A 26269-nucleotide genomic window follows, 5' to 3' on the forward strand; every position below is an offset into this window, starting at 1 on the left:
ATCCAAAAACGGGTGGAACACATGATTCCTTCACAGACTTCCCGCATGGCTCCGGCCATGAGCACTGCCACGGGTGGCATCGGCGACAAGATCCGCGGCGCCATGGCTGTCGGCAAAACCCGTTGGGGCATGCTGGCGCTGGTGTTTTTCGCCACTACCCTGAACTACATCGACCGCGCCGCCCTCGGCGTCATGCAACCCATCCTCGCCAAGGAAATGAGCTGGACGGCGATGGATTACGCCAACATCAACTTCTGGTTTCAGGTCGGCTACGCGATCGGTTTCGTTCTGCAAGGTCGCTTGATCGACCGGGTCGGCGTCAAACGCGTGTTCTTCTGCGCCGTGCTGCTGTGGAGCCTGGCCACCGGTGCTCACGGCCTGGCGACATCGGCGGTCGGCTTTATGGTCTGCCGATTTATTCTCGGTCTGACCGAAGCGGCGAACTACCCGGCCTGCGTGAAAACCACACGCCTGTGGTTCCCGGCCGGCGAACGTGCGGTCGCCACCGGCATTTTCAACGCCGGCACCAACGTCGGCGCGATGTTCACACCGATGCTGCTGCCACTGGTTCTGCACGTCTGGGGCTGGCAAGCGGCGTTCCTGTGCATGGCGGCACTGGGCGGCATCTGGTTGCTGTTCTGGGGTTTGAAGTACTTCAACCCGGAAGATCACCCGAGCGTTAAACAGTCCGAACTGGACTACATCCAGCAGGAAGTCGAACCGGAACAGGCCCGCGTGCCGTTCTCGAAAATCCTGCGCATGCGCGGCACTTGGGCCTTCGCCATCGCTTATGCGCTGACCGCGCCGGTGTTCTGGTTCTACCTGTACTGGCTGCCGCCGTTCCTCAACCAGCAATACAACCTGGGCATCAACGTCACCCAGATGGGTATTCCGTTGATCATCATCTACGTCACGGCTGACTTCGGCAGCGTCGGTGGCGGGATTCTGTCTTCGTTCCTGATCGGTCGCGGCATGAACTCGATCAAGGCGCGGCTGCTGTCGATGTTGCTGTTCGCCTGCTGCATCATCGGCGTGGTCATGGCGGCCGGTTCAGCCAATCTGTGGGTTGCAGTCGCTGCGATCTCTCTGGCCATCGGTGCGCACCAGGCGTGGACGGCGAACATCTGGAGCCTGGTGATGGACTACACGCCCAAGCACATGATGAGCACGGTGTTCGGTTTCGGCGGCATGTGCGCAGCGATTGGCGGGATGTTCATGACCCAGATCGTCGGCCACATCCTGACCGTGACCAACAACAACTACACCGTGTTGTTCACCCTGATTCCGGCGATGTATTTCCTTGCGCTGACGTGGATGTACTTCATGGCCCCGCGCAAGATCCCGACCGTCACCGAATAACCTGCCTACACCCGGCTCCCTTGTAGGAGCTGCGGCACGCTGCGATCTTTTGATCTTGATGTTGAAGATCAAAAGATCGCAGCCTCGTTTCACTCGTCAGCTCCTACACAGGGGGTTGCGGTCTCTTCAGCGGCGGCTCTGCTGCCACGCTGCCGCCAGTCCACTGCAACAGATCACCGCAATGCCAATGATCGTCAACAGACTCGGCGTGTGATTGAACAGCAGCCAACCCAACAACCCGGCAAACACGATCTGGCAATAACCGAACGGCGCCAGCAGCGCCGGTGCGGCATGGCGGAAGGCTTGGGTCAGAAACAAATGCGCAGTCATCCCGCAACTGCCCAGCGCCAGCATCAACCCGGCATGGGTCAACGTCGGCACTTGCCAGAAGAACGGCACCAGCGCACTCATCACCAATGTGTTGCACAGCCCGGCGAAGAAGTTGCTGGTGGTCGGGCTGTCGACTTCGGCGAGCTTGCGGGTCAGCAGTTGATAGAAGCAGAAAAACAGCGCCGAGCAGAACGGCAGCAACACCGCCGGAGTGAACAATTCACCGCCCGGGTGAACGATGATCAGCACGCCAATAAAGCCGCAGATCACCGCGATCCATTGGCCGCGTGTCACTCGCTCCTTGAGCAGCGGCACCGACAACGCGGTCACCAATACCGGCGCAAGAAAGTTGACCGCCGTGGCTTCCGCCAGCGGGATATACAGCAAGGCCGTGGTGAAAAACAGGCTGGTACCGAGCAGGCAAAGTGCTCGGGTCAACTGCCATAACGGCTTCTTGGTGCGTAGGACGCGCAACCCGGACTGCGGCAGAAAAATCCCCGCCATCAGTAAGGTGTGCACCAGATAGCGCGCCCAGACCACCATCACGATCGGATAGAAACCCGAGAGATATTTCGACAATGCGTCGTGACTGGAGAACAGGAAGGTCGCCACGACAATCAGCAAGATCCCCTTGAAGGGTTGGTTGACACCAGAGAGCGGAGTGCTGACAGTCATCGGGTTTCCTTGTGGTGCCGTAAAAGATCAAAAGCTTCGCAGGCAGTCTCGCCTCCCCCTGTGGGAGCGGGCTTGCCCGCGACAGGTGCGCAGCCGCGCTTACAGCCGCGCCAACAACTTGCGCGTTCGATCAATCGCCATCTGCGCCCGCTGCAATCCGCTCACGCCCTGCTCCAGCAGTTTAACCGTGGGAATTTCCAGACTCAGTGGGATATTAGCCGGCAGCGCTTTCAGCAGCCCGAGCAGATCACAATCACCCTCGCCGGGAAACCGCCGCTCATTGCGCGCCTGACGCAAGATCTCGGCCATGTCTGACGGTCGCGGACCCGCGACATCACATAATTGTGCATAACGCAGCCTCGCCGGCGACACCGTTTGCAGATCCTCAAGCCGTGAAGCCGAACGATCAAAGTGAAAGGCATCGACCAGCACCGCAGCGTTTTCCCGATCCGCGTTCTCGACAATTCGCAGCGCTTGTTCAAGGTCGCGCGCATCGGTCCAGGGCATGAACTCCAGATGCGGGTGCAACCCGTAAGGCCTGGCCAGATCGCAAAGCGCCGCAAAGTTATCGGTAAGCCGCTGCTCGTCAGGATCGTTACCGGCGACCAGCAATTGGGTAGCGCCAAATTCTGCACCGACCGTTAAAAGTTTCTCGAAATCGGCAACGATGGTTTGCGGCTTCAAGCGCAGGATTTCCACGTCGAGCACACGGATGCCGGTATCGCGCAGACGCTGCAACGTCTGACGGCGCAATTCAGCATCGGCGACCAACGGGAAGTGATGCTCCTCGGGCGTTGCCGGTTCCAGGCGCAAACCGACATGGCTGTATCCGGCACGTGCCGCCACCTCGACCATTTGCGGTGGCGATAACTCCAGCACAGTCAGGCTGGCCAGAGACAGGATTCGTTCGCTCATGTTCAAGCCTCGATCAGTGCAGGGGCGCAGGCGCGGCCAGTGGCGGCGGCCTCGCGGATGGCTTCGATCAGCGCCAAAGTGCGCGCAGCGTCGGCCGCACTCACCAGTGGCGCGACTTCACGCCGTGCCACGCGTACGAAATGCTGTAACTGCAAGCGCAAAGCTTCGTCACCGCTGTAGGACTCTTCGACCATCAACAAGGGTTCATGCCAACCGGCATCGACCTGATCAGCGGCGTAATGCCAACGCTTGAGCTGCGGAATGCTCAAGGCGCCGGCAGTCCCGGCCAGCAGATAACACGGCTGATCGGCCTGACGCGGATACACCGGGTTCTCACCGGAATCCAGTTCCCAACTCCACGGCGCAGCCACCGCATCGGACCCGCTCAACGTGCCCAATGTGCCACCTTCGAATTGCAGCAACACCGCCGCGCTGTCTTCATTGGCGAAACCGCGCACTGAGTTGTCGGTGATCGCTTGTACCGAGCGCACTTCGCCGCACAGGTGACGCAGCAGATCGAGATCGTGAATCAGATTAGTCAGCAACATCCCCGCCCCCGCTTCACGGCGCCACGGGACCTCGAAATAGCTATCCGGTTTGCGCAACTGAAACAGCGCGGTGACCGTGGTCAGACGCCCGAGCGCTCCGCGCTGTAACAGCTCATGGGCGCGCACGATCAGTGGATTGTGGCGCCGGTGATGGCCGACCAGCACCGGCACACCGCTGCGTTTAACCGCCGCGACCAGCTCGCGCGCTTCATCCAGGTGCACGCCGACCGGTTTCTCCAACAGCACCGGTACGCCTGCCGCCAGACAATCGAGCGCCGTAGCGACGTGCTGGTTATTCGGATTGGCGACGATCACCGCGTCGGGCCTGATGTGCTCGAGCATCTGACGATGATCAGCGAAATGCCTTACACCCCACTCAGCCGCAAGCCCTGCTGATTGCGGCCCGGGATCAGCCACCGCGCACAGCGTCGCTTCGGTGAGAGATTGCAGATGCCGATAATGTTGCTGGCCCATGTTGCCGGCGCCGATCAGGGCGATTCGAAGGGGCGAATTCAAGGTGCGGTCCTTTTGTGATTGTTGTTGGAATGACACTCCGCAAACAATCTAGAACCGAGTTCCACAATCAAAAACCCGTCAACGCCAAAACCGTGCGAACACCGCACAATTTCACGCCAAACGAAGATCCATGTAGGAGCTGCCGAAGGCTGCGATCTTTTGATTTTGCTTTAGAAGACAAGATCAAAAGATCGCAGCCTTCGGCAGCTCCTACAGAGGATTTGCGGCGGATTAGATAAACAGTTCTGAGGCCAGGCTCGCCGCTGACATTTCCTCGGCAGACTTCAGCAACAACGGCGCCAGCTCATGCAACCGTGCCCCCGGCATCCGCGCGCTCGGCCCGGCAATACTGAGTACGCCGATCACCCGTCCATCCGCCGGGTGTTTCACCACCGCAGCAATCGCCGAAGTGCCGACTGCCGAGCTCTCCTCGACCCAGGCATAGCCCTGCTCGCGCGCCAGACGTAGGCGTTCCAGCAATTCGATATTCGAGCGCGGCGCATTCGGCCCAATCCCCACAGGCACTTCCGCCGCTTGACGCTCAACCAGCGACAGCGCCTCGGCATCGCTCATGCACGCCAGCCATGCGTGCCCGGACGCGGTGTAAAACAGCGGCGCATCGCGGCCCATGTCCGGGTCGTAACGCAGGCCGGTACGCGCGCCCTGCGCCTTGGCGATCCAGGTCTGCCGCTCGCCATCGATCACGCCCAGACGCACCAGTTCACCGGTTTCCTGCGCCAGTCGATCCAGCACGGGCTGGACAATATCGGCGCCGCTGCTCGATAAATACTGGAAGCCCATCGCCACCAGTTTGGTCGACAAGTGATAACGCAAGGTTTCCCCATTCTGCCGCACGTAGCCCAGGCGGATCAGCTCGGCGAGCAAGCGGTGCGTTGCACTCTTGGGGATGTCCAATTGCTCGGCCAGCGTCTGCATCGGCAGCCCGCGCGGATCACTGGTGAGGCTTTCCAGCACGCTGAAAACCCGTTCGATTTGACTGCCGGCCATAGGGAAATCCAAATGAAATTTCGCCGATTCTAGAAGACATCTACCGCAAAGCGAAATCCGGAACTGCGCGTTCGATAACCGCCCGGTTTGTCGTATCAAGGCTTGTAGGCCGATGGTAGCAATGGTTACTTTCTGGAATCAAATTCCAAAAAAAACCAATGCTGGAGCCTTGTTTGATGCCTGCCGAACTTCCCGCTATCGACTGCGACGTCTTAATCATCGGCTCCGGCGCCGCCGGATTGTCAGCAGCCGTCACCGCTGCATGGCATGGTCTGAAAGTCATCGTCGTCGAAAAGGATTCGGTGTTCGGTGGCGCCACCGCGTGGTCGGGTGGCTGGGCGTGGGTGCCGTGCAATCCGCTGGCACGTCGCGCCGGCATCATCGAAGACGTCGAACAACCGCGCACCTATTTGCGCCATGAACTGGGCGAGCATTTCGATCCGGCGATGATCGACGCTTTCCTGGAAGCCGGGCCACGCATGGTTGCGTTTTTCGAACAGCACACTGCCTTGCAATTCGCCGACGGCAATGCGATCGCCGACATCCATGGCGACACACCGGGCGCAGGCACCGGTGGTCGATCGGTGATCGCCGCACCCTACGATGGCCGCAAGGTCGGACGCTTGCTCAAGCGACTTCGCACGACCATGCGCGAAACGTCCTTCATGGGCATGCCGATCATGGCGGGCGCAGATCTGTCGGCGTTCCTCAACTTGACCCGTTCGCTGAAAGCCGCGTGGCACGTGACGCGACGATTCACTCGGCACTTGTTCGACTTCGCGGTGCATGGCCGGGCGATGCAACTGGTCAACGGCGTGGCGCTGGTGGCAAGGCTGGCGAAGTCCGCCGAAGACCTTGGCGTTCTGCTCTGGGAATCGGCGCCCGTAACGGAACTGCTGCGTGATGGCTCGCGCGTCTCGGGCGCGCAGGTCAGCACCCGCAAGGGCCCGATCCGCATTCATGCACGCAAAGCCGTAGTACTCGCCGCCGGTGGTTTTGCCAATGACATCGAGCGGCGCAAAGCCCTGTTCCCGCGCACGCCGACCGGTCACGAGCATTGGGCGCTGCCACCGCAGGCCATCAACGGCGATGGCCTGCGCCTGGGCGAAAGCGTCGGTGCACGGGTCAATACCGATGTGGCTTCGCCCGTGGCGTGGGCACCGGTTTCGCAAGTGCCACATTCCGACGGCAGCATCGGCCATTTCCCACACATCATCGAGCGCGGCAAACCCGGCATCATCGGCGTGCTCAGCAACGGTCAGCGTTTCGTCAACGAAGCCAACGGCTATTTCGACTACGTCAGCGCCATGGTTGCCGCCGCGCCTGAAGGTGAAGAAGTCGCCTCATGGCTGATCTGCACCCACGCTTTTCAACGCCGTTATGGCCTCGGCATATCGCGGCCATTTCCGCTGCCAGTGTCAGAATTTATCCGCAGCGGCTATCTGAAAAGCGGTAACAGTATTGAAGAATTGGCCCTCGCCTGCGGCATCGACCCGAGCGGCTTGCGCCAGACTGTGGATAACTACAACCGCCATGCCCGTCACGGCGAAGACCCGCAGTTCGGTCGCGGCGCAACACCCTACAACCGCAAACAGGGTGATCCGGCGAACCTTCCCAACCCCTGCGTTGCCCCAATAGATACCGGCCCGTACTACGCCGTAAAAGTCCAACCGGGCTGCTTCGGTACGTTTGCCGGGCTCAAGGTCAACCCACACGCACAAGTGCTGGACGCCCACGAACAGCCCATCACCGGCCTCTACGCAGCGGGCGGCGACATGGCCAGCATCATGGGTGGCCACTACCCGGCGGGCGGGATCAACCTCGGCCCGGCACTGACTTTCGGCTACATCGCCGCCCGGCACATTGCCGGCATGACTGCTTTCGAACAGGAGATCGACCATGCAGCACATCGTTAACGCCCAAGGTTTGAACATGCCGAAACTCGGTCTCGGCACCTGGCCGATGCTCGGCGACGAATGCACCCGCGCCGTCGAGCAAGCGCTGGAATTGGGTTATCGACATATCGACACCGCGGCGGCCTACAACAACGAAGACGCGGTCGGACAAGCACTGGCGAATACGCCGACACCGCGCGAACAGATTCATGTCACCACCAAGGTCTGGTGGGATCAGCTGCAACCCGACGCGATGCGCCATTCCATGAACCGCAGCCTTAGCGCTTTGCGCAGCGACTACGTCGATCTGTTCATGATCCACTGGCCAGCCACCGACTGGGATCTGCCGCGCACCCTCGAGACGCTGGCATCGTTCAAGGAGCAGGGCCTGGCGCGCAACATCGGCGTGGCGAATTTTCCGCTGCCCCTGCTACGCAAAGTCATCGAGGAATATGGGATTGGTCTGTCAGCGATTCAGGTCGAGTACCACGTCCTGCTCGGCCAAAACGCCCTGCTCGACTACGCCCGTCAACACGACATGGCACTGACGGCCTACACCCCACTGGCACGCAACAAGGTCTCGGACATCCCGCAGATTCAACAGATCGCCAAAAAGCACGGCGTATTGCCGACGCAGGTCGCACTGAAATGGTTGCTCGATCAGCCCAACGTTGCGGCCATTCCCAAGGCCAGCAGCCAGACCAATCAACTGGCCAACCTGGCGTCACTGAAGGTCGAACTGGACGATGAGGACCGTGCTTTGATTGCCGCACTGCCGAAAAATCAACGCCAGGTCAGCCCGGATTTCGCACCGCAGTGGGATGCGTTTGATCGCTGATCGATGACCTGCTGAAAGAAACCCGCCAAGGGATTGAATTCCCAGGGCGGGTGATCGTCAATAACAGGCCCGACCTCGTCAGCACGAGGCCGGGCCTGTTTGCGTGTGGCCAATAGACGGACGACCGGACTGGCGCCACACTCACACAGCAGCAACACTCATCATCACCCGATACACACAGAGGATTCCCACATGCTATGGAAAAAAGGCCGACGCAGTGACAACGTCGTCGATGCCCGTGGTGATGATGCCGGCGGCGGTGGCGGCATGCGTTTCGGCGGCGGCAAAGGCCTGAGCCTGGGGGCCATCCTGCTGATTGTCGGCATTGGCTGGATCACCGGGCAGGATCCGCTGCAGATCCTCGGTCAGCTCGCCGGGCAATCGGGGCAACAAGCCGCGCCGACTTCGCAAACCCGTCAGGCGCCGCCGGCCAATGATGAACAGGCCGAATTCGTCCGCTCGATCCTCGGCGATACCGAAGACACCTGGGGCGCGGTTTTCCAGCAGGCTGGCCGGCAATATAAGGACCCGACCTTGGTGCTGTTCAGCAACCGGGTCAATTCCGCCTGCGGTCTGGCGACCTCGGCCACTGGCCCGTTCTATTGCCCGGCGGACCAGAAGGTTTATCTGGACATGGCGTTCTTCCAGGAGATGTCGCAACGCTTCAAGGCTGCCGGCGATTTCGCTCAGGCCTACGTCATCGCGCATGAAGTCGGACACCATGTGCAGACGCTTCTTGGCGTCTCGGCGAAAATTCAGACAGCCCGCCAGCAAGGTCGGCAAATGGAAGGCGACGGCGGTTTGCTGGTGCGTCAGGAATTGCAGGCCGATTGCCTCGCCGGCGTCTGGGCCTACAGCGCACAGAAGCGCTTGCACTGGCTGGAACCGGGCGACATCGAAGAAGCCTTGAATGCGGCCAACGCCATCGGTGATGATCGCTTGCAACAACAAGGTCAGGGCCGTGTGGTGCCGGACTCGTTTACCCACGGTACGTCGGCGCAAAGGGTGCGCTGGTTCAAAACCGGATTCGCACAGGGCCAGGTCGGCCAGTGCGACACCTTCGCGGCGAAAAACCTGTAAATGCATAAATGGCTTTTAGCGTTACTGATGGTTGGCAGCACCGCGCACGCCGCAGGTGTCGATGCGATCAGCCCCGGTCGTTTGCAACTCAAGGCCGGGGAAATGGCGGTAGGCATTGGTCCTGCGCCGGAGAAGATCGAGCGTGTGCTGATCGTCATTCATGGCCGGTTGCGCAACGCCGAGACCTATCGCAAAAGCGCCGAGAGCGCGGCCGAGCTGGCGGGACAAAGCCCCCACACGCTGGTGATTGCGCCGCAGTTCCTCAATGAAAGCGATGTCGCGCTGTACTCGCTCCCCACCACGCTGCTGCGCTGGCAAGGCAACGAGTGGATGGGCGGCGGGTTATCCACAGGACCGAATCCGTTGAGTTCCTATGCGGCGCTCGATGAGATCGTCGCGCGGATCAGCGACCGCAAACAGTTTCCGGACGTGAAGCAGATCGTGATTTTCGGTCATTCCGGTGGCGGTCAAGTGGTGCAGCGTTATGCCCTGCTCGCCAAGGATCAGCCAGCGCTGAAGGCCAACGGCATTCGCTTGCGTTATGTGGTGGCCAATCCGTCGTCCTATGCGTATTTCAATGAGCAACGGCCGGTGGCGTTCGATCACGCCAAGTGCGCGGGTTTCAATCGCTGGAAGTACGGTCTGTCGGACATGCCGGTGTACGCCGGTGGGCAAACGCCGTTGCAGCTTGAGAGCGGTTACGTCAAACGCGAGGTGATTTATCTGCTTGGGCAGCAGGACACCGATCCTAACCATCCGGCGTTGGACAAGCGTTGTGAAGCCGAAGCGCAAGGGGCGTATCGCCTGGAGCGTGGCAAGTTTTACTTCGGCTATTTGCTGCGTCGCCATCCGGAAGGGGTGAATCAGCGGTTGGTTGAAGTGCCCGGGGTTGGGCATAACGGAGATGGAATGCTGACCTCGCCGGAGGGGCAGAAGGCGTTGTTCGAATAAGTTTTGTGCTGATTGATCTGACGCCATCGCGAGCAGGCTCACTCCTACAGGGGAACGCATTCAATTGTAGGAGTGAGCCTGCTCGCGATGAGGCCCGCTAAAGCAGCCAAGATTTCAGGCCAGCAGCATCCGCCGCAACTCGACACAATCCTTCGCATGCCAATCGGTCAGCTCCGGCCACGGGTTTTCCGGCAGATTCACCAGCACTGTCCGCGCGCCCGCCGCGCGGCCGCAATCCAGATCAAAGCGGTAATCACCGACCATCACCAGCTCACTCGCCGGCACGTCCCAAGCGTCTGCCAGTTTCAGCAAACCACCCGGATGCGGCTTCGGCGGTGCTTCATCACGGCCCAACACATCGTCCACCGCAAAACAGTCAGCCAAACCAATGGCCTCCAGCGTCACATGTGCCAGTTCCCGCGCATTGCGGGTCAGAATGCCGAGGCGATAACCGCGTGCGTGCAGATCACGCACCAGCTCTACCGCCCCGTTGGCCGGGGTCGAACCCAGCGCCAGATCGCGCTCGTGCTCCAACAACCAGGCATGTTTCGCTGCTGCCTCATCCGCCGGCAATGCCGCAAGATGAGTGAGGATGTCGTCCTGCGGCGGAATCGCCAGCGCCACGCGAATCGCTGCAAAATCATGTACGGCGACGGTCAGCGTACCGTCCATGTCGAACACCCAGTGCTTCACATCCTTCAGGCTCATGCCCAATCCTTGCGATGGCGGATCAAGCCTTCCTGCGTCACCGAAGCCACCAATTGCCCGGCGCGGTTGTACACGCTGCCACGGGAGAAACCACGGGAATTGCCGGCCCACGGGCTGTCCATCGCATAGAGCAACCAGTCATCGGCGCGCAGATCGTTGTGGAACCACAGCGCGTGATCGAGGCTGGCGACCTGCATGTCTTTCTGCCAGACCGACTTGCCGTGGGGCAGCATCGACGTGGTCAGCAAGCCGAAGTCCGAGGCGTAGGCCAACAGGTATTTGTGCAGGGCCGGAATGTCGGCCAACGCACCGTCAGCACGGAACCACACGTACTTCACCGGATCCGCCGGTTGCGGGTTGTACGGGTCTTTTTCGGTGACTGGGCGCACTTCGATCGGCTTCGGGCACAGCAGTTTTTCACGCATGTGTTCCGGGATCAGGTGCGCGCGTTGCTGGGTCAATTCCAGCTCCGACGGCAGGTTTTCCGGACCGACCACCACCGGCATCTGGCTCTGGTGCTCAAAGCCTGCTTCGTCGTACTGAAACGAAGCACTGCAAGTGAAGATCGGATGGCCCTTCTGGATCGCCGTGACCCGACGAGTGCTGAAGCTGCCGCCATCGCGCACGCGATCAACCGAGTAGACCACCGGCAACTTGGCATCGCCCGGACGCAGGAAATAACCGTGCATCGAATGCACATGGCGCGCCTCTTCAACGGTCTGACTGGCCGCCGACAGCGACTGGCCGAGCACCTGGCCACCGAACAACTGACGGAAACCCAGATCCTGGCTGCGGCCACGGAACAGGTTTTCTTCGATCGGTTCCAGGGTCAGCAGGTCAACCAGATCTTCCAACACTTGGCTCATTCAGACTCTCCTCACACAAAGCTATGCCGCGCAGTCTTGGCTGCGGCGGCCGATTCAGATTCTGGCGCGGGCCAATGATATGGCGGCCATTGTAAACGTCCGTGTCGGCTTATCCATGCAAGGTTTGCAGCCATTGTTCGCGGGTGATGCGGTAGAGCACATGCCGGCGCAACGGATGATCGACGGCAAGCTTGGGGTGATCGAAATCATCGTCCGGGGCGTGATGCATGCCGATCGCCTGCATGACTTTCTCCGACGGCAGATTGGATTGCGCGGTGAAGGAGACGATTTCCTTCAAGGCCAAGCGATCAAAGCCGCAGCGTAGAGCTGTCCATGCCGCTTCGCTGGCATAACCCAGGCCCCAATGTTCCTTGGCCAGGCGCCAGCCGATTTCCACTGCTGGGGTGAACGGCGCGTCGAAACCGACCACGCCGAGCCCGGTGAAACCGATGAATTCGCCGCTGTCCTTGCGCTCCAGCGCCCACAAGCCGAAACCGTGCTCGGCAAAATGCCCGCGCACGCGGCCGATCATTGAAGCGCTTTCCAGTCGGCTCAACGGGGCCGGAAAATAACGCATCACTTGAGGATCGGCGCACATCGCGGCAAATGCCGGCAAATCCTCGTCCTGCCACTGACGCATCAGCAAGCGCGCGCTTTCAAGTTCCAGTATCGGCTCCATCGTGCCCTCCGTTTCCATGCCGCAAGTCTACATCGCTGGTAGGATCCTTCACTCTTTCCTACGTTCCTACATGAAACCGCCATGCCACTGCCGCTGATCTACCACGAAGACTACAGCCCCGAGTTTCCGGCGGATCACCGCTTCCCGATGGACAAGTTTCGCCTGCTGCGCGATCACCTGGTCGACAGCGGTCTGACCCGCGATGCCGACCTGCTGCGCCCGGAGATCTGCCCCAACGACATCCTCGCCCTGGCCCATGACCGTGCGTATATCGAACGCTACATGAGCGGCGAGTTGTCCCGCGAAGACCAGCGGCGCCTCGGCCTGCCTTGGAACGAAGCGTTGGCACGGCGTACGGTGCGGGCCGTCGGCGGTTCGATACTGGCGGCGGAAAAAGCCCTTGAGCATGGCCTCGCCTGCCACTTGGCCGGAGGCACCCATCATGCGCATTACGATTACCCGGCGGGCTTCTGCATTTTCAATGACCTGGCGATCATCAGCCATTACCTGCTGCAAAGCGGCCGGGTCAACCGCGTGCTGATTTTCGACTGCGATGTGCATCAGGGCGACGGCACCGCGCGAATCCTGCATGACACGCCGGAGGCGATTACCGTTTCCCTGCACTGCGAGAAGAATTTTCCTGCACGCAAAGCGGAAAGTGACTGGGATATTCCGCTGCCCAAAGGCATGGGCGATGGCGATTATTTGAAGGTGGTCGACGACACGCTCAACTATTTGCTGCCGCTTTATCAACCGGATCTGGTGCTGTACGACGCCGGCGTCGATGTACACAAGGACGACGCCCTCGGCTATCTACAGTTGACCGACGAAGGCGTCGCCGCCCGCGATGAAAGCGTGATGCGCCATTGCCTGGGCCGCGACATTCCGGTGATGGGCGTGATCGGCGGCGGCTACAGCAAGGATCGCCACGCCCTCGCCCGCCGCCACGGCATCCTGCATCACAGCGCGCAACGGGTCTGGCAGTCACACGGTTGTCATTGAGTTGTGCTGCGTTACCCACAATCGCTGTGGAACGGCCTGTGGATAACCTGAGTGAAAGGGACTACAGGCCATATCCGACAGGGCCTACAGAGCACTGATCACTTTTCAACCAACAACTCAAGGCCACCTCAAATCCCTGTAGGAGTGAGCCTGCTCGCGATGCGTCAGCACCTTCAACATTAATTTGGCTGACACACCTCTATCGCGAGCAGGCTCACTCCTACAAGAGATCCGCGCTGTTAGAATGCGCGCCTTATCCCGCCATACCGCAGCGCATGCCATGACCCAGACTTCCGCCTCCTCCCCCGCTCACGTCGCCATCATCGGCGGTGGCCCCGCCGGCCTGATGGCCGCTGAAGTGCTGAGCCAGGCCGGAATCCGCGTCGATCTCTACGACGGCATGCCCTCGGTGGGCCGAAAATTCCTGCTCGCCGGCGTCGGCGGCATGAACATCACCCACTCCGAAGCCTACCCGGCATTCCTCTCGCGCTACGCCGAACGCGCGCCGCAGATCGCGCCGTTGTTGCGCAGCTTCGACGCCGATGCGTTGTGCACATGGATTCACGATCTGGGCATCGAAACCTTCATCGGCAGCTCCGGCCGCGTGTTTCCCACCGACATGAAAGCCGCGCCACTGTTGCGTGCCTGGCTCAAACGCTTACGCGACAGCGGCGTAGTTATCCACACCCGCCATCGCTGGCTCGGCTGGGATGAACACGGCGCGCTGCGCATCGACAGCCCGGAAGGTGAAATCACCGTCAAACCCGACGCCACCCTGCTCGCCCTCGGCGGCGGCAGTTGGTCGCGCCTCGGTTCCGACGGTGCCTGGATGCTGCCGCTGGAGCAACGCGGTGTAGGACTGGCGCCGTTGCAGCCAAGTAATTGTGGCTTCGAGGTGCAGGCTTGGAGCGAGTTGATGGTCAGCAAATTCGCCGGCGCACCGCTGAAAAATATCGCCATCGGTTTGAACGATGACACTCCACGCTTGGGCGAATGCGTGATCACCGCGACCGGCATTGAGGGCAGTTTGATTTATGCGCTGTCGGCGCCGATTCGTGAGGCGATCAATCAGTACGGCGCAGCGACCGTTCACATCGATCTGCTGCCCGGCCGGCCTGTGGATAAATTGCAGGCAGCGTTGAGCAAGCCTCGCGGTTCGCGTTCGATGGCCAAGCATTTGCACAGTCAGGTCGGGATTGATGGGGTGAAAGCGGCATTGCTGCGTGAGCTGACCGATGCTGCGACTTTCGCCGATCCGGCGCTATTGGCGCGGGCGATCAAGGCGTTGCCGCTGACCTTGGTGAAAACCCGTCCGCTGGACGAAGCGATCAGCAGCGCTGGTGGCGTGACGTTCGAGGCGATGGATGAGCGTTTGATGCTCAAGGCGTTGCCGGGGGTGTTCTGCGCGGGGGAGATGCTGGATTGGGAAGCACCGACGGGCGGGTATTTGCTGACGGGGTGTTTTGCCAGCGGGCGGGCGGCAGGGTTGGGGATTGTGCAGTGGTTCAAGTCCGAGGCGTCTGCCTGAACCCTCACCCCAGCCCTCTCCCAGAAGGAGAGGGCTGGGGTGAGGTGTCTGACGCCATACATCGACCTGAACCACCGAGTCGATTATCGATTTGGTCAACCGACCGAGGTGTCTGGCGCCATACATCGACCTGAAACACCGAGTCGATTATGGATTTGGTCAGACGACCTAGGTGTCAGGCGAAAGCTTTGTCGATTATGGATTCACAGCCATAGGATCAAGTCGGCGTACTTCGCGAGCATCCCCCAATCAGTCCCCTCTCCCTTGGGGAGAGGGTTAGGGTGAGGGGCTTTTGACCTTAAGGCTTACGCTTGCGCGGTCCAGTGTTAAACACCGGCACTTTACGCACAGGCTTGACCGAAGGCTCCGGCGCCTGCGTCTCGCCGCTATCGACCCACTTACCCAGATTGCGCTTGCCACCACCCGAAGCTTTCGGCTTCTTCGGTTTTTTCGGCTTCTTGATCACCTGACCGCTGGCGTCGGTGTCCGGCACGCGGTGCTCAGGTTCGAAATCCGGCTCGTTCTGACGCTTCAAGGTCTGCCGTGTCAGCATTTCAATCGCCGACAACATGTTCACTTCATCCGCACACACCAGCGAAATCGCCTCACCGGTTGCGCCAGCACGGCCGGTACGGCCAATACGGTGAATGTAATCCTCAGCCACGATCGGCAGATCGAAGTTGATCACCAACGGCAGATCTTCGATATCCAGCCCCCGCGCCGCTACATCAGTCGCAACCAGAATCTGCACTTCACTGAGCTTGAAACGATCCAGCGCTCGCTGACGGGTTGCCTGCGGTTTATCACCATGGATACCGTCAGCATTCACACCAAGGCCCTGAAGTTTTTCCACCAGCGCATCCACACCGTTGCGGGTCTTGGCGAACACCAGCACCTGCTTCCACTTGTTCTTGCGCATCAAGTGCACGAACAGCTCAGCCTTGCGCTTCTTGTCCACCGTCACGATCCACTGCTTGACCGTGTTGGCAGCCACGTTGCGCGGGCTGACCTCGACGGTCAGCGGATCGTCGAGCATCTGCCCGGCCAGCAGGCGGATGTCATCGGAGAAGGTCGCGGAGAACAGCAGCGTCTGACGTTTCTTCGGCAGTGCGCGGTAGATGTTCGACAGTTCTTCGGAGAAGCCCAGATCGAGCATGCGATCGGCTTCGTCGAGCACCAGGGTTTGCAGCTGATTGAATTTCAGCGCCTTCTGGCGGAACAGGTCGAGCAGACGGCCCGGCGTCGCCACCAGCAGATCGACGCCGCCGCGCAGCTTCATCATTTGCGGGTTGATGCTGACGCCGCCGTACACCGCGTACGTGCGCAACGGCAGGTTTTCGGCGTACTGGCGCACGGCTTCGTGGACTTGTTCGGCCAGCTCACGGGTCGGCACCAGAATCAGCGCGCGCACCGAATTGGCGGCGACTTTCGGCCCTTCCATGGCCAGCAACTGCAGCAGCGGCAAGGCGAAACCGGCGGTTTTGCCGGTGCCGGTCTGCGCCGCTGCCATCAGGTCACGACCGGCCAGCACGGCCGGAATGGCTTGCGCCTGAACCGGCGTCGGGGTCTGGTAGCCGAGCTTCTCGAGGGAGCGCAGCAAGGGTTCGATCAGGCCAAGGGTGGCGAAAGTCATGGAAGTACCGTAGGAAAAAATGACGCAGGCATGCAATGCCGCGCAGTTTACCCTAATTCGTACGCGTTTCTGTGGGAACGGCTGTCGGCGCCACGACTGGCGGCTGTGCTGGCCGGCGCCACTGTGGCAAGCCAATCAACACTACGGCGCTGATGATCACCAGCATCGCCAGCGCTTCTTCGATGCCGATGGTCTCGCCAACGAACACGATCCCCAGCAACACCGCCACCGCCGGGTTGACGTAGGCATAACTGGTCGCCGCCGCCGGACGCACGTGCTTGAGCAGGTACATATAAGAGTTGAAGGCGATGATCGAGCCGAAGAAGATCAGGTACGCCAGCGCCAGCCAGCCTTCAATCGGCGGCACAGCTTGCAGGTGTTCACCACTGACGGCGCTACCAATCAGCAGCACCACACCGCCAACGAGCATTTCCACCGCACTGGCCATCGCCCCCTGCGGCAATGGCAGATGCTTGCTCCATACCGAACCGAACGCCCAGGTCGCCGCTGCGAAAATCAGCAACGCCGCGCCCAGCGGACTCGATTGCAGGTTGGAACCCATGTTGAGCATGGCGATACCGATAATCCCCAACGCCACCCCGGCCCACTCCAGACGGGTATTGCGCGCGCCCCAGAAATATCCACAGAGCAAGGTGAACAATGGCACCGTTGCCACCGCCAACGCCGCCACGCCGGAGGCCACACCGGTGTGCTCAGCCACACTCACCGCGCCATTACCAAAACTCAACAGCAAAATCCCGATGATCCCCGCCGCTTTCCACTGCGCCCAGGTCGGCGCCGGTGCCCCGCGCCAGCGCAGAAAGGCATACATCAACGTACCCGCGATCACAAAGCGCACACCGCCGAGCATCAGCGGTGGCCAGTACTCGACGCCGATGCGGATCACCAGATAGGTCGATCCCCAAATCACATACAACGCAAAAAACGCGGCGATCAGCGGCAAGGAAAAACGGCGCAAGGCAGGCATGGGCAGCTCGAAAGTCTGGGCAGGGGATGGATTATTCTAGAAAGGCCCACGACTAAAAATAAGTTACAAAACCTGTTTATAGCGCCGGTACACTTTGGAAAGAACGGAGATCGACGGCTTAAGCCGTGATTTCGAAAGTCTGGCATTTTCAGGAGTCCGGCCTTGGATAAATACGACCGCATGCTGCTCAGCGCCCTGTTGGAAAACGGCCGTGCGTCCTACGCCGATCTGGCGCGCAAAGTTAACCTCTCCGCCCCGGCAGTTGCCGAGCGCGTGGCCAAGCTTGAGGCATCGGGCGTGATCACCGGCTATGAGGCGAAAATTGACCTGTCGAAAATCGGCCTGCCGATCCAGTGCATGATCGAATTGCGCCTGCACCAGAACGGCAGTCAGAAGGTTTACGACGAACTGGTGAAAATCCCGCAACTGACCGAATGCTTTCGAGTGACAGGTGATCCGTGCGTGATGATGAAGGCTGCGGTGGGATCGATGACGGAGCTGGAGGAGTTGATCAATCGCGTGGCGAAGTTTGGTTTCAGCAAGACCTCGATTGTGCTGTCGAGCGCCATCGAAAAGCGCGTGCCACTCGGCCAGATCGAAGGCAGCGGCAAATCCTGAGGATGATGATTCCTCCCTGTAGGAGTGAGCCTGCTCGCGATAGCGGCGCGTCAGTCGAAACGAATGTTGACTGACACACCGTCATCGCGAGCAGGCTCACTCCTACAGGGGGTCTGTGTTGGGCTTGGGATCAGCGATAGCGCTGCAGGTGCTCGCTGACTTTGGCGGCGGGGACTTTCTGCAGTTTGCACAGCAGGTCATGCGATAGCTCGCTGACGCCGTGCTTGTGCCGCAACTCATCAGCCAGATGCGCCATCAGATTGGCCGCCATCTCGGCATCGGCCATGGCCCGGTGAGCCTGCCCCGTGTGCGGCAGGCGCGCAAACGTGGTGAGCGTACCGAGCTTGTGGTTCGGCGCCGCCGGCATCAACCGCCGTGCCAGCAGCAACGAGCAGGCAAAGTTCTGCAACCGCGTGCGCTTGATCCGCCCCAGTTCAAAATCCCAGAACTTCTGGTCGAAGGATGCGTTGTGCGCTACCAGCGGCGTGCAGCCGACAAACTCATTGACCTCTTCCATCACCCGCTCCGCCGGCGGCGCGGTGCGCAGCATGGCGTTGCTGATGCCGGTCAGTTGCTCGATAAACGCCGGAACGCGGACGCCGGCGTTCATCAGGCTCTGGTAACGCTCGACGATGCGGCCGTTCTCCAGCATGACCACGGCGATTTCCGTGGCGCGGCAGCTGCTGTTCGGCGACAGGCCGGTGGTTTCAAAGTCGATGACTGCAATGCGTTCCAAACCGGGTTCAACTCCGTACAAATCAATTCTTCAGTAGCCGCTCAATTTTTCAGCAGCAGCGCGCCTTCGATCGGCACGTAACGGCTGGCGGCGCGGATCAGCGAGTTGGCGGTCAGGCCGGGCACGCCGTAGGCGACCGCTTGCACGCCGTGTTTGCTGATAATGCGTTCGAGCAGCATGTCGAAATCGCCGTCACCGGAGGCCAGGACAATTTCGTCGACGTGGTCGGCGGCGTCCATGATGTCGAGGGTGATGCCCACGTCCCAGTCGCCCTTGGCCGAGCCGTCGCTGCGCTGGATGTAGGGTTTGAGTTTCACGGTGAAGCCGAGGTTGCGCAGGATCTGCTGGAACTGCTGCTGCTTGCTGTCGCCACGGTCGATCGCGTAGGCGTAGGCCTCGACGATCTGTCCGTCCTTGCTGATGTCTGCCCACAATGCGGCGTAGTTGAAGTGACAACCATAGGCCTGACGCACGGTGTAGTAGAGGTTCTGCACGTCGGCGAACACTGCGATTTTTTTCACCGGAGTTCCTGTGGGCGCGCAAGCGCACGAAGCGGGATCAGGCGCCAGGCCCGAAAAAGGCGCTCAGTATGCCAGCCATCAGGAGGGTTCCGCGAATAATCGGCCCGGAGCCCTCAAGGGCTCCGGACGAATGGTGAGTCAGACGAAGGAATCGTCGTCATCAAAGAACGAGGAATTGTCGTTGCCGTAGTCGGTGTCGGTGAAGCCGCCCTGGTCATTGCCTGAGAAGCCGTTATCGGCCACACGCTGATCATCGCCCCAGCCGTTGCTGCTCTGGTCGGCGACCTGCGCCGGCTCTTCCTTGATCACTTCAACGATTTCTTCCGGTTGCTGATTGTGATGGAACAAGCTGCTGATGCCCTGCGCCAGCATCACGCCACCGGCCACACCGGCGGCGGTTTTCAAGGCGCCGCCGAGGAAGCTGCTGCCGGCCGCCGGAGCGGCTTGCTGCGCATAGTTAGGCGGCGCTGCGCCGAAGTTCTGTTGTGGCGCAGGAGCACCGAAGTTCTGCTGCGGTGCCGGCTCACGCCAACCGCCAGTGGACGCCGGGGCGGCGCTCTGGGTCGGCGCCGGACGCGGGCTGCCACCAAAAATGCTCGACAGGAAACCGCCACCACCGCTCGGCGCCGGTGCGGCACTCTGCGCTTTGGCCGATTGCAGTTCAGCCTGCAACTGCTGGACCTGTTGAGTCAGTTGCTTGTTCTGCTCATCGAGGCTTTTGAGCGCCGCCTCTTGCACCAGAATCGCCTGGGTCATGAAATAACCTGCCGCTGGCTGGCGGGTCAGGTGTTCCTTGATCCGCGCCTCAGCCTGGGCATCGCGCGGGGCTGCCTCCGTTTCGGCCTGTTGCAGCCGGGAAAACAGTCCATCGATCAGGGTTTGCTCTTCGCTGTTCATGGCGACCTCGTAGATTGCCGGGGATAACATTGCCCTCGTCCACATTGGCCGAGGTGCTCTCCTGTAATGGAGACGGTGACAAAACGTTTCAATGACCTTTACCGAATGTTTACGTTTGTGTCGCGCCAGCCATCATCGGTTAAAGTGAGCCACTGTTTTCGACCTGCGATACCGACTGATGAATGCCCTCGAAGTGCTGCGCGACTCTCTGTATTTTTTCAAACGCCATTTGGGCAGCATCGTACGGTTGTGCCTGCCGCTGGTGATTTTCGAAGCGTTTTTACAACAAGTGGTCGATCGCGCCAGCGGGCCGGAAAATATCTCGGCGATCAGTATCGTCGTCGGTCTGCTGGTGTATCCGCTGTACACCGCAGCGCTGATCCTGTTCCTCGATGCGCGCAGCCGTGGCGAAGCGCCGCGCAACCGTGACCTGCTGGCAATGGCCGCCACTCTGTGGCCGCGCTTCGCGTTGCTCACGGCGCTCAATACCTTGCTGATTCTGTTGGGCCTGTCGCTGTATTTCCTGCCAGGCCTGATGCTGATGGTCATGCTCGCGTTCGGCGAATACCTGTTGGTGCTGCGCGGCATGGGGCCTTTGCAGGCGATGAAAGAAAGCCTGCGCCTGACCCGTGGACACTTCTGGCGGATCCTGCTGTGCATTCTCTGTGTGATGACGCCACTGTGGTTGCTCAAAGGCGCGACATTGGCGGTGTACCCCGAGCCGCAGAATCCGCTGATTGCGGTACTGATCGACAGTGCTCACAGCTTCCTGCAACTGTTCACCAGCGTGGTGTTGTTCCGCCTGTTCATGCTGATCAGCGAATTGCCTGACAAACGCGACAGAGTGGTCTGACAGCACTGCGCTTGGGCTTCGAGACGGCCGTCAGGTATGCTCGGGCCACTTTCTGTAACGCTATAAGCCGAGCCATGACCCGTCTACTGCGCTACACCCTGTTTCTTTCTGTGCTCGCCCTTGTGCTGATTGGCGCGCTGATCTTCAGCCTGACCTGGCGCCCGGACGCCCGCGAAACCCTGCCAGTCAGTTGCACGGGAACGCCACCGACGCTGGTGCCGGGCCAGGCGCTGAAAGTCATGACCTGGAACGTGCAGTATCTGGCCGGCAAGCGTTACGTGTTCTGGAATGATCTGGCCCAGGGCAACGATGAAGCGCCGACACAGGAAGACATGGCCTTCAGCCTCGACGAAGTGGCGCGGGTGATCCGCGACGAGCAGCCCGATGTGGTGCTGTTGCAGGAGCTCGATGACGGCGCCAAGGCCAGCGACTATCAGAACCAGCTAAAACTGTTGCAGGAACGCGTCGCCGACCTGTACCCGTGCAGCGCCAGCGCATTCGACTGGAAAGCCGATTTCGTCCCTGATCGACACGTTTTCGGCAGCGTCGGCCGGCAACTGGCAACCCTGAGCCGCTATCGCATCGAACACGCCGAACGCCTGCAATTGCCGGTTGCTGCGGCCAATTTCATCAGCCGTCAATTCCAGCCAAAAGACGCCCTGCTCGCGACCAAACTGCCCCTGAGCGATGGTGGGCAACTGACCGTTTTCAATACCCATCTGGAGCGTGCCAGCCAGCCCGATGACACGTTGCAGGCGCAAGTGAGCGCCGTGGCCAAAGTGCTCGACAAGTACGAAAGTCAGGGCCTGCCATGGTTGATCGGTGGCGATTTCAATCTGCTGCCGCTCGGCCAGTTCCGCCGCCTGCCTGCCGAGCAGCGCACGCCCTACTCCGCCGACAGCGAACTGCATCTGCTGTGGGACAAGTACCCGATGATCCCGACCAACAACGAAGCCAGCGGCATCGACCGTGCGCAGTGGCTGACCCACTACCCCAACGACCCCGGCCTGAATGGCCCGGATCGCACGGTCGACTATCTGTTTTACAGCCCGAAGATCAAACGGGTGGAAGCGAGGGTGCGCCAGGACGATACGCTGCGCATCTCCGATCATCTGCCGGTGATTGCGCGCTTCCTGCTGCCGGCGGCGCCCTAGGCAGGGCCGAGGAGCATCGACCCGTCGCCCGAATTGACGATATGGAATCTCATGAAAATCTTATTGGTGTGCAAGGACATTGGTGGTTACGCGCGCAAACTGGCGGACTACCTGATGATCGACAATGACGTGTGTTTCATCGATACGTCAGCGATGCAGAACAGCTTTGATCGAGCGCCGAAGATCCTGCGCCGCCCGCTTAAACGCTGGGCGCAGTTACGCCAGTTCAAGAAGAGTATCGGTGCCTCAGGGCGCTTTGACGTTGCGTTGATCATCAACCCGGCGCAAATCGAGCCCAAGCAACTGACCGCCGGCCTCAATGCCAGCGAGCGCAAGATCGCCTACCTCTACGACAGTTTCAGTCGCTGGCCGATGACCCGGGAAGAACTTGCCGGTTATGACGAGGTGTTTTCTTTCGACCCGCAGAATGCTGAAAGCTACGGCCTGAAAAAGCTCCACAACTTCATTTACGACGACTACACCGCAGACGGCGAACCCGGTGAATACTCGGCGTTTGTGGTAATGGCGGGCAAGGATCGGGTGCCGGCACTTGAAGGCCTGGCGCAGGCATTCGATCGTCTCGGGGTGACCGATTACAAGTTTCTGGTGCAGTGCAAACCGATCCCGGGCGCGCATCCGGGTATCACGTTCTTCGAGCAGAGAATGTCACTGGCGTCTGTTGGCGAACTGGTAAAGCGCTCGCGCATCATTCTGGACATTTCCAAGCCTGGCCAGGCCGGGTTGAGCTTCCGTTTCTTTGAAGCCATGGCTTCACGAAAAAAAGTCATCACCACCAACAAGAGCGTGGTCGACTATGACTTTTACAACCCGGCGAACATCCTGGTCATTGATGAGGCCAACCCGGTGATTCCTGAACGGTTCATTACTGATCCGTATGTCGATGTGCCTGAACACATCTACCAGCAATACACCCTGCAGGGCTGGGTCAGAACCGTGTTTGCCCAGCAGTGAAATCACATCGCCGGCTGCCCCACAATGGCCAGGTGACATGACCGTTGGATCAATGCACTTCTTCCAGGTCATCATGCAGCAACCCGAAGATCTGCCGCTTCATGTCAATGAACGAGCGCTCCATGACCATGTCGAGCGAGCGCGGACGTTCGATTGGCACGTCGAGAATCTGCTTGATCCGCCCCGGTTTCGCGCCCATCACATAGACCCGATCGCCGAGCAGAATGGCTTCGTCGATGTCATGGGTGACGAACAACACGGTCTTCTTGCTGTTGCCCCACACCCGCAGCAACAACTGCTGCATCTGCAGACGTGTCTGGCTATCGAGCGCACCGAACGGTTCGTCCATCAGTAGAATCTGCGGATCATTGGCCAGTGCGCGGGCGATCGCCACGCGCTGCATCATCCCGCCCGACAGTTGCTTGGCGTAGTTGTCGGCGAACCCGCCGAGGCCGACTTCGTTGACGTAATAATCGACGATCTCCTTGCGCCGCGCCGCCGGCATGCCGCGGCGTTTGAGGCCGAACTCGACGTTCTGCCGCACGGTCAGCCACGGGAACAGCGTGTAACTCTGAAAGACCATGCCGCGATCCGCCCCGGGGCCTTGCACTTGCTGGCCGCCGACGTAGATCTCACCGGAGGTCGGCTCAGCCAGACCGGCGGTCAGGTACAACAGGCTCGACTTGCCACAACCCGATGGCCCGACCAGCACGGCAAACTGCTGATCCGGCACCTCGAACGAAACTTCTTCCAGCGCGGTAAACGTGCCGCCGTCAGGTTTCCTGTAACGCAGGCTGACCTTGTCCACCTGCAAGCGCGGCGCGGCTTGTGCCGGGGTCGCAACGGGTTCGATAAAACGATGATTGGCAGCAGTCACTGAGCCCATGCGGCAACCCTCAGGCGGAGAAAACGGAACAGTTGATCGGTGACCAGACCGAGCAGGCCGATGATCGCGATGGCGAGGAAAATCACGTCAACCTGAAAACCGCGCATGGCCTTCAGGCTCAGGTAACCCAAACCGCTGGACGCGGCGACCAGTTCAGCCACCACCAGATAAGTCCAGGCCCAGCCCATAGTTACCCGTAGGGTATCGAGCACGCCCGGCACCGAGGCCGGCGCGATCACATGCAACACCGCATCGCGGCGACTGGAACCCAAGGTGTAGGAGGCGTTGATCAGGTCCTTGGAAATGCCTTTCGAGACGTCGGCGATCATCACCAACTGCTGAAAGAACACACCGAAGATAATCACCGACACGCGCTGCTCCAGACCGATGCCGATCCACAAGATGAACAGCGGCACAAACGAGGTCACCGGCAGGTAACGAATGAAGTTCACCAGCGGTTCAAGGAACGCCTGAACGATGCGAAAGCTGCCCATCAGCAACCCCAACGGCACCGCCACCAACGACGACACGATGAAGCCGACCATCACCACTTCGACACTCGCCCACACATGTGTGCCGAGTGTGCCGTCGCGGCCCAGGCGCACGGCGGCTTCAACCACCGCGCCCGGCGTCGGCAAAAACATCCCTGGGACGATGCCGCCGTAAGACAGCCCGGCCCACAGGCCGACCAACAACACCCAGGCCAGAGCGCTGGCGCTCCACACCACTTGCACCGGCAACGCGGTTTTTGGCGTGAGGCTGCGGCTCAGCCACGAATTGCGCTTGAACATTGCACACCTCCTAGAGCGGGCTGACGAAACGGTTGTCGACCAGCTCGTCGTTGCTGACGTTGTAAGGTTTGCCCTGCAATTCGCTGGCGGTTTCGTTGGCCAGTTTGATCAGCGCTGCGCTGTCACCCGGTTTGCCCGGTGAGCCCAAGAGCTTCTCGCTCATGGCTTGATCGTAGAAACGCACGCCTTGCGCGGCGGCGGCCAGTTCCTTCGGATCGGACAGGTAACCGCCGACACCTTTGGCCATGATTTTGTAAGCGTCTTCCGGATGATCCTTGGTGTATTGCACGGCTTTGTACAACCCGGCGACCAAAGCCTTGACGTCTTCCGGCTGCTTCTCGATAACGCTGCAATTGAGCGCGACCACATCGACGATCACGCCGGGGGTGCTGCTGCTGTCGATCAGCACTTTGCCCTGCTGCTTGTCGCGCACCATCGACAGATGCGGCTCCCACGTGACGGCAGCGGGCACGCGACCGGCGATGAACGCGGTGGCGGCATCATCAGCGGTCATGTTCTGCACGGTGATGTCGCTCATCTTCATGCCGTTCTTTTTCAGCAAATAGGAGAGCCAGAACTGCGAGGTCGAACCTTCGTTGACGGCCACGGATTTGCCCTTGAGCTCTTGCAGGCTTTTCACATCCTTGCCGACCAGCACGCCATCGCCGCCATGGCTGTCATCCAACGCCGCGACTGCTTTGAAGCAGAACTGCGGGCGGTATTTGAGCACTTCATCGATGGTCGACGCCGAGCCGGACAGTTGCCCGGACGCCTGCGCGGCCATGTACATCGACGCCTCTTCGACCACCGGCAATTCGACGTTCAGACCGTTTTCCTTGAAGTAGCCCAGGTCCTGAGCCAGATACAGGGTGCCGTAGCCGACCCACGTGGTGTGGCCGATGGACAGGGTCCCGGCCTGGGCGCTGGTCGCGACCGTGGCGGCAAGAGCAGTGATTGCCAGAGGGTGAGTGAGACGGAGACACAAGGACTTGATCATGGAGCACTCCCGACGCTGTTGATTTAGTTTTGTCATGGGCAGTACGGTCGCCGGCCGTTGTGCAGTTGCTGCCATGGGTCTCTCGCGGACGTTTGGGCGGACAACATTCGGCTGGCGGGCAAGATCGATGGTGGCCCATGTGCGCGGTGAGGAAAATCAGGAAATTGTTGGCTGCAAATGATGAAAAAACTGGGTAGTGCGCACTGCTAAAGGGCGGGGATTGCGGGGATGCGCGAGGTGGGTGCAGATTGGGGATTTTCGGCGGCTGGGAGAATGCTATCGCTGGCAAGCCAGCTCCCACAGGGATCGTGGATGTGCCTGGATT

At 60.4% G+C, this 26269-nt stretch carries 26 protein-coding genes; 11 read left to right on the top strand and 15 right to left on the bottom strand.

Translation table 11 applies throughout. The features are described from left to right. The first annotated feature begins 21 nt into the window (after positions 1 to 21). The gene (locus AC3IUF_RS25855) at positions 22 to 1359 is read left to right on the top strand and encodes an MFS transporter (RefSeq protein WP_447787211.1); all 1338 of its coding nucleotides are present in this window, start codon (positions 22 to 24) and stop codon (positions 1357 to 1359) included. A gap of 126 nt (positions 1360 to 1485) precedes the next feature. Here AC3IUF_RS25855 and AC3IUF_RS25860 read toward each other — a convergent pair whose 3' ends face one another. From AC3IUF_RS25860 to AC3IUF_RS25875, 4 genes are all read right to left on the bottom strand, one after another. Beyond that, the gene (locus AC3IUF_RS25860) at positions 1486 to 2364 is read right to left on the bottom strand and encodes a DMT family transporter (RefSeq protein WP_007909717.1); all 879 of its coding nucleotides are present in this window, start codon (positions 2362 to 2364) and stop codon (positions 1486 to 1488) included. A gap of 99 nt (positions 2365 to 2463) precedes the next feature. After that, positions 2464 to 3279, bottom strand: coding sequence for a sugar phosphate isomerase/epimerase family protein (locus AC3IUF_RS25865; RefSeq protein WP_489279672.1), 816 nt, complete (start codon positions 3277 to 3279; stop codon positions 2464 to 2466). Between the two features lie 2 nt (positions 3280 to 3281). Beyond that, the gene (locus tag AC3IUF_RS25870; RefSeq protein WP_007909715.1) at positions 3282 to 4343 is read right to left on the bottom strand and encodes a Gfo/Idh/MocA family protein; all 1062 of its coding nucleotides are present in this window, start codon (positions 4341 to 4343) and stop codon (positions 3282 to 3284) included. Positions 4344 to 4574: 231 nt separating this feature from the next. Next, complete coding sequence (locus AC3IUF_RS25875) at positions 4575 to 5351, bottom strand: IclR family transcriptional regulator (RefSeq protein ID WP_414895073.1); 777 nt, start codon at positions 5349 to 5351, stop codon at positions 4575 to 4577. Between the two features lie 176 nt (positions 5352 to 5527). Here AC3IUF_RS25875 and AC3IUF_RS25880 point away from each other — a divergent pair, with 176 nt between their 5' ends. The 4 genes from AC3IUF_RS25880 (at position 5528) to AC3IUF_RS25895 (ending at position 10115) form a co-directional block, all read left to right on the top strand. Continuing rightward, positions 5528 to 7267 carry an FAD-dependent oxidoreductase gene (locus AC3IUF_RS25880; RefSeq protein WP_414916756.1) on the top strand — a complete coding sequence of 580 codons (1740 nt, stop codon included), beginning with the start codon at positions 5528 to 5530 and terminating at the stop codon, positions 7265 to 7267. Continuing rightward, the gene (locus AC3IUF_RS25885; RefSeq protein ID WP_489279675.1) at positions 7251 to 8084 is read left to right on the top strand and encodes an aldo/keto reductase; all 834 of its coding nucleotides are present in this window, start codon (positions 7251 to 7253) and stop codon (positions 8082 to 8084) included. The genes AC3IUF_RS25880 and AC3IUF_RS25885 overlap by 17 nt, the downstream gene beginning before the upstream one ends. A gap of 192 nt (positions 8085 to 8276) precedes the next feature. Beyond that, the gene (gene ypfJ / locus AC3IUF_RS25890; RefSeq protein WP_489279676.1) at positions 8277 to 9164 is read left to right on the top strand and encodes a KPN_02809 family neutral zinc metallopeptidase; all 888 of its coding nucleotides are present in this window, start codon (positions 8277 to 8279) and stop codon (positions 9162 to 9164) included. Then, positions 9165 to 10115 (top strand): alpha/beta hydrolase family protein, encoded by a 951-nt coding sequence (locus AC3IUF_RS25895; protein ID WP_042704932.1) that lies wholly within the window; start codon positions 9165 to 9167, stop codon positions 10113 to 10115. It begins immediately after the preceding gene. 114 nt (positions 10116 to 10229) lie between these two features. Here the strand turns inward: AC3IUF_RS25895 and AC3IUF_RS25900 are convergent, their stop codons facing one another. The 3 genes from AC3IUF_RS25900 to AC3IUF_RS25910 all read right to left on the bottom strand — a co-directional run bounded on the left by AC3IUF_RS25900 (position 10230) and on the right by AC3IUF_RS25910 (position 12368). After that, the gene (locus AC3IUF_RS25900; RefSeq protein ID WP_007909708.1) at positions 10230 to 10823 is read right to left on the bottom strand and encodes an HAD family hydrolase; all 594 of its coding nucleotides are present in this window, start codon (positions 10821 to 10823) and stop codon (positions 10230 to 10232) included. Then, positions 10820 to 11689 (bottom strand): acyl-CoA thioesterase II, encoded by an 870-nt coding sequence (gene tesB, locus AC3IUF_RS25905; RefSeq protein ID WP_003228466.1) that lies wholly within the window; start codon positions 11687 to 11689, stop codon positions 10820 to 10822. Before tesB ends, AC3IUF_RS25900 begins: the two co-directional genes overlap by 4 nt. A 109-nt stretch (positions 11690 to 11798) precedes the next feature. After that, entirely contained in the window at positions 11799 to 12368 is a 570-nt protein-coding gene (locus tag AC3IUF_RS25910; RefSeq protein WP_038361818.1) for a GNAT family N-acetyltransferase, read from the bottom strand. A gap of 81 nt (positions 12369 to 12449) precedes the next feature. Between AC3IUF_RS25910 and AC3IUF_RS25915 the strand changes: the two genes are divergently transcribed. After that, a complete protein-coding gene (locus AC3IUF_RS25915; RefSeq protein WP_463399843.1) occupies positions 12450 to 13370 on the top strand; it encodes a histone deacetylase family protein in 921 nt (306 codons plus the stop codon). A 280-nt stretch (positions 13371 to 13650) separates the two neighbouring features. Next, positions 13651 to 14898, top strand: a complete 1248-nt coding sequence (locus AC3IUF_RS25920; RefSeq protein ID WP_489279679.1) for a TIGR03862 family flavoprotein — start codon at positions 13651 to 13653, stop codon at positions 14896 to 14898. Between the two features lie 298 nt (positions 14899 to 15196). Here the strand turns inward: AC3IUF_RS25920 and rhlE1 are convergent, their stop codons facing one another. Both rhlE1 and yedA read right to left on the bottom strand, forming a co-directional pair. Then, positions 15197 to 16531 (bottom strand): RNA helicase RhlE1, encoded by a 1335-nt coding sequence (gene rhlE1 / locus AC3IUF_RS25925; RefSeq protein WP_212550834.1) that lies wholly within the window; start codon positions 16529 to 16531, stop codon positions 15197 to 15199. 52 nt (positions 16532 to 16583) lie between these two features. Next, on the bottom strand, positions 16584 to 17519 hold the full coding sequence (gene yedA / locus AC3IUF_RS25930; protein ID WP_095114045.1) for a drug/metabolite exporter YedA: 936 nt from the start codon (positions 17517 to 17519) through the stop codon (positions 16584 to 16586). Between the two features lie 162 nt (positions 17520 to 17681). Between yedA and AC3IUF_RS25935 the strand changes: the two genes are divergently transcribed. After that, positions 17682 to 18137, top strand: coding sequence for an Lrp/AsnC family transcriptional regulator (locus AC3IUF_RS25935; RefSeq protein ID WP_489279681.1), 456 nt, complete (start codon positions 17682 to 17684; stop codon positions 18135 to 18137). A gap of 130 nt (positions 18138 to 18267) precedes the next feature. On the opposite strand, the gene AC3IUF_RS25940 is transcribed toward AC3IUF_RS25935, so the two are convergent. The 3 genes from AC3IUF_RS25940 to AC3IUF_RS25950 form a co-directional block, all read right to left on the bottom strand. Beyond that, the gene (locus AC3IUF_RS25940) at positions 18268 to 18873 is read right to left on the bottom strand and encodes a 3'-5' exonuclease (protein WP_007909701.1); all 606 of its coding nucleotides are present in this window, start codon (positions 18871 to 18873) and stop codon (positions 18268 to 18270) included. Positions 18874 to 18914: 41 nt separating this feature from the next. After that, positions 18915 to 19394: a LabA-like NYN domain-containing protein gene (locus AC3IUF_RS25945; RefSeq protein WP_007949802.1), complete on the bottom strand. Its 480-nt coding sequence runs from the start codon at positions 19392 to 19394 to the stop codon at positions 18915 to 18917. Between the two features lie 138 nt (positions 19395 to 19532). Further along, the gene (locus tag AC3IUF_RS25950; RefSeq protein WP_007909684.1) at positions 19533 to 20291 is read right to left on the bottom strand and encodes a DUF2076 domain-containing protein; all 759 of its coding nucleotides are present in this window, start codon (positions 20289 to 20291) and stop codon (positions 19533 to 19535) included. A gap of 178 nt (positions 20292 to 20469) precedes the next feature. Between AC3IUF_RS25950 and AC3IUF_RS25955 the strand changes: the two genes are divergently transcribed. The 3 genes from AC3IUF_RS25955 (at position 20470) to AC3IUF_RS25965 (ending at position 23270) form a co-directional block, all read left to right on the top strand. After that, the gene (locus AC3IUF_RS25955; RefSeq protein ID WP_007909682.1) at positions 20470 to 21144 is read left to right on the top strand and encodes a YciC family protein; all 675 of its coding nucleotides are present in this window, start codon (positions 20470 to 20472) and stop codon (positions 21142 to 21144) included. A gap of 74 nt (positions 21145 to 21218) precedes the next feature. Next, positions 21219 to 22298 carry an endonuclease/exonuclease/phosphatase family protein gene (locus AC3IUF_RS25960; protein WP_095114043.1) on the top strand — a complete coding sequence of 360 codons (1080 nt, stop codon included), beginning with the start codon at positions 21219 to 21221 and terminating at the stop codon, positions 22296 to 22298. Between the two features lie 51 nt (positions 22299 to 22349). Further along, a complete protein-coding gene (locus AC3IUF_RS25965; RefSeq protein ID WP_489279684.1) occupies positions 22350 to 23270 on the top strand; it encodes a WaaS/CpsH family glycosyltransferase in 921 nt (306 codons plus the stop codon). 49 nt (positions 23271 to 23319) lie between these two features. On the opposite strand, the gene AC3IUF_RS25970 is transcribed toward AC3IUF_RS25965, so the two are convergent. Genes AC3IUF_RS25970 through AC3IUF_RS25980 form a run of 3 tightly spaced genes read right to left on the bottom strand, consistent with a single transcriptional unit; the run spans position 23320 to position 25944 of the window. Then, positions 23320 to 24156, bottom strand: coding sequence for an ABC transporter ATP-binding protein (locus tag AC3IUF_RS25970; protein ID WP_007909677.1), 837 nt, complete (start codon positions 24154 to 24156; stop codon positions 23320 to 23322). Then, positions 24144 to 24947: an ABC transporter permease gene (locus AC3IUF_RS25975; RefSeq protein ID WP_123375883.1), complete on the bottom strand. Its 804-nt coding sequence runs from the start codon at positions 24945 to 24947 to the stop codon at positions 24144 to 24146. Before AC3IUF_RS25975 ends, AC3IUF_RS25970 begins: the two co-directional genes overlap by 13 nt. A 10-nt stretch (positions 24948 to 24957) precedes the next feature. Then, positions 24958 to 25944, bottom strand: coding sequence for an ABC transporter substrate-binding protein (locus AC3IUF_RS25980; protein ID WP_489279685.1), 987 nt, complete (start codon positions 25942 to 25944; stop codon positions 24958 to 24960). Positions 25945 to 26269 lie beyond the last annotated feature (325 nt).

The organism is Pseudomonas sp. KH_040, assembly GCF_057839305.1.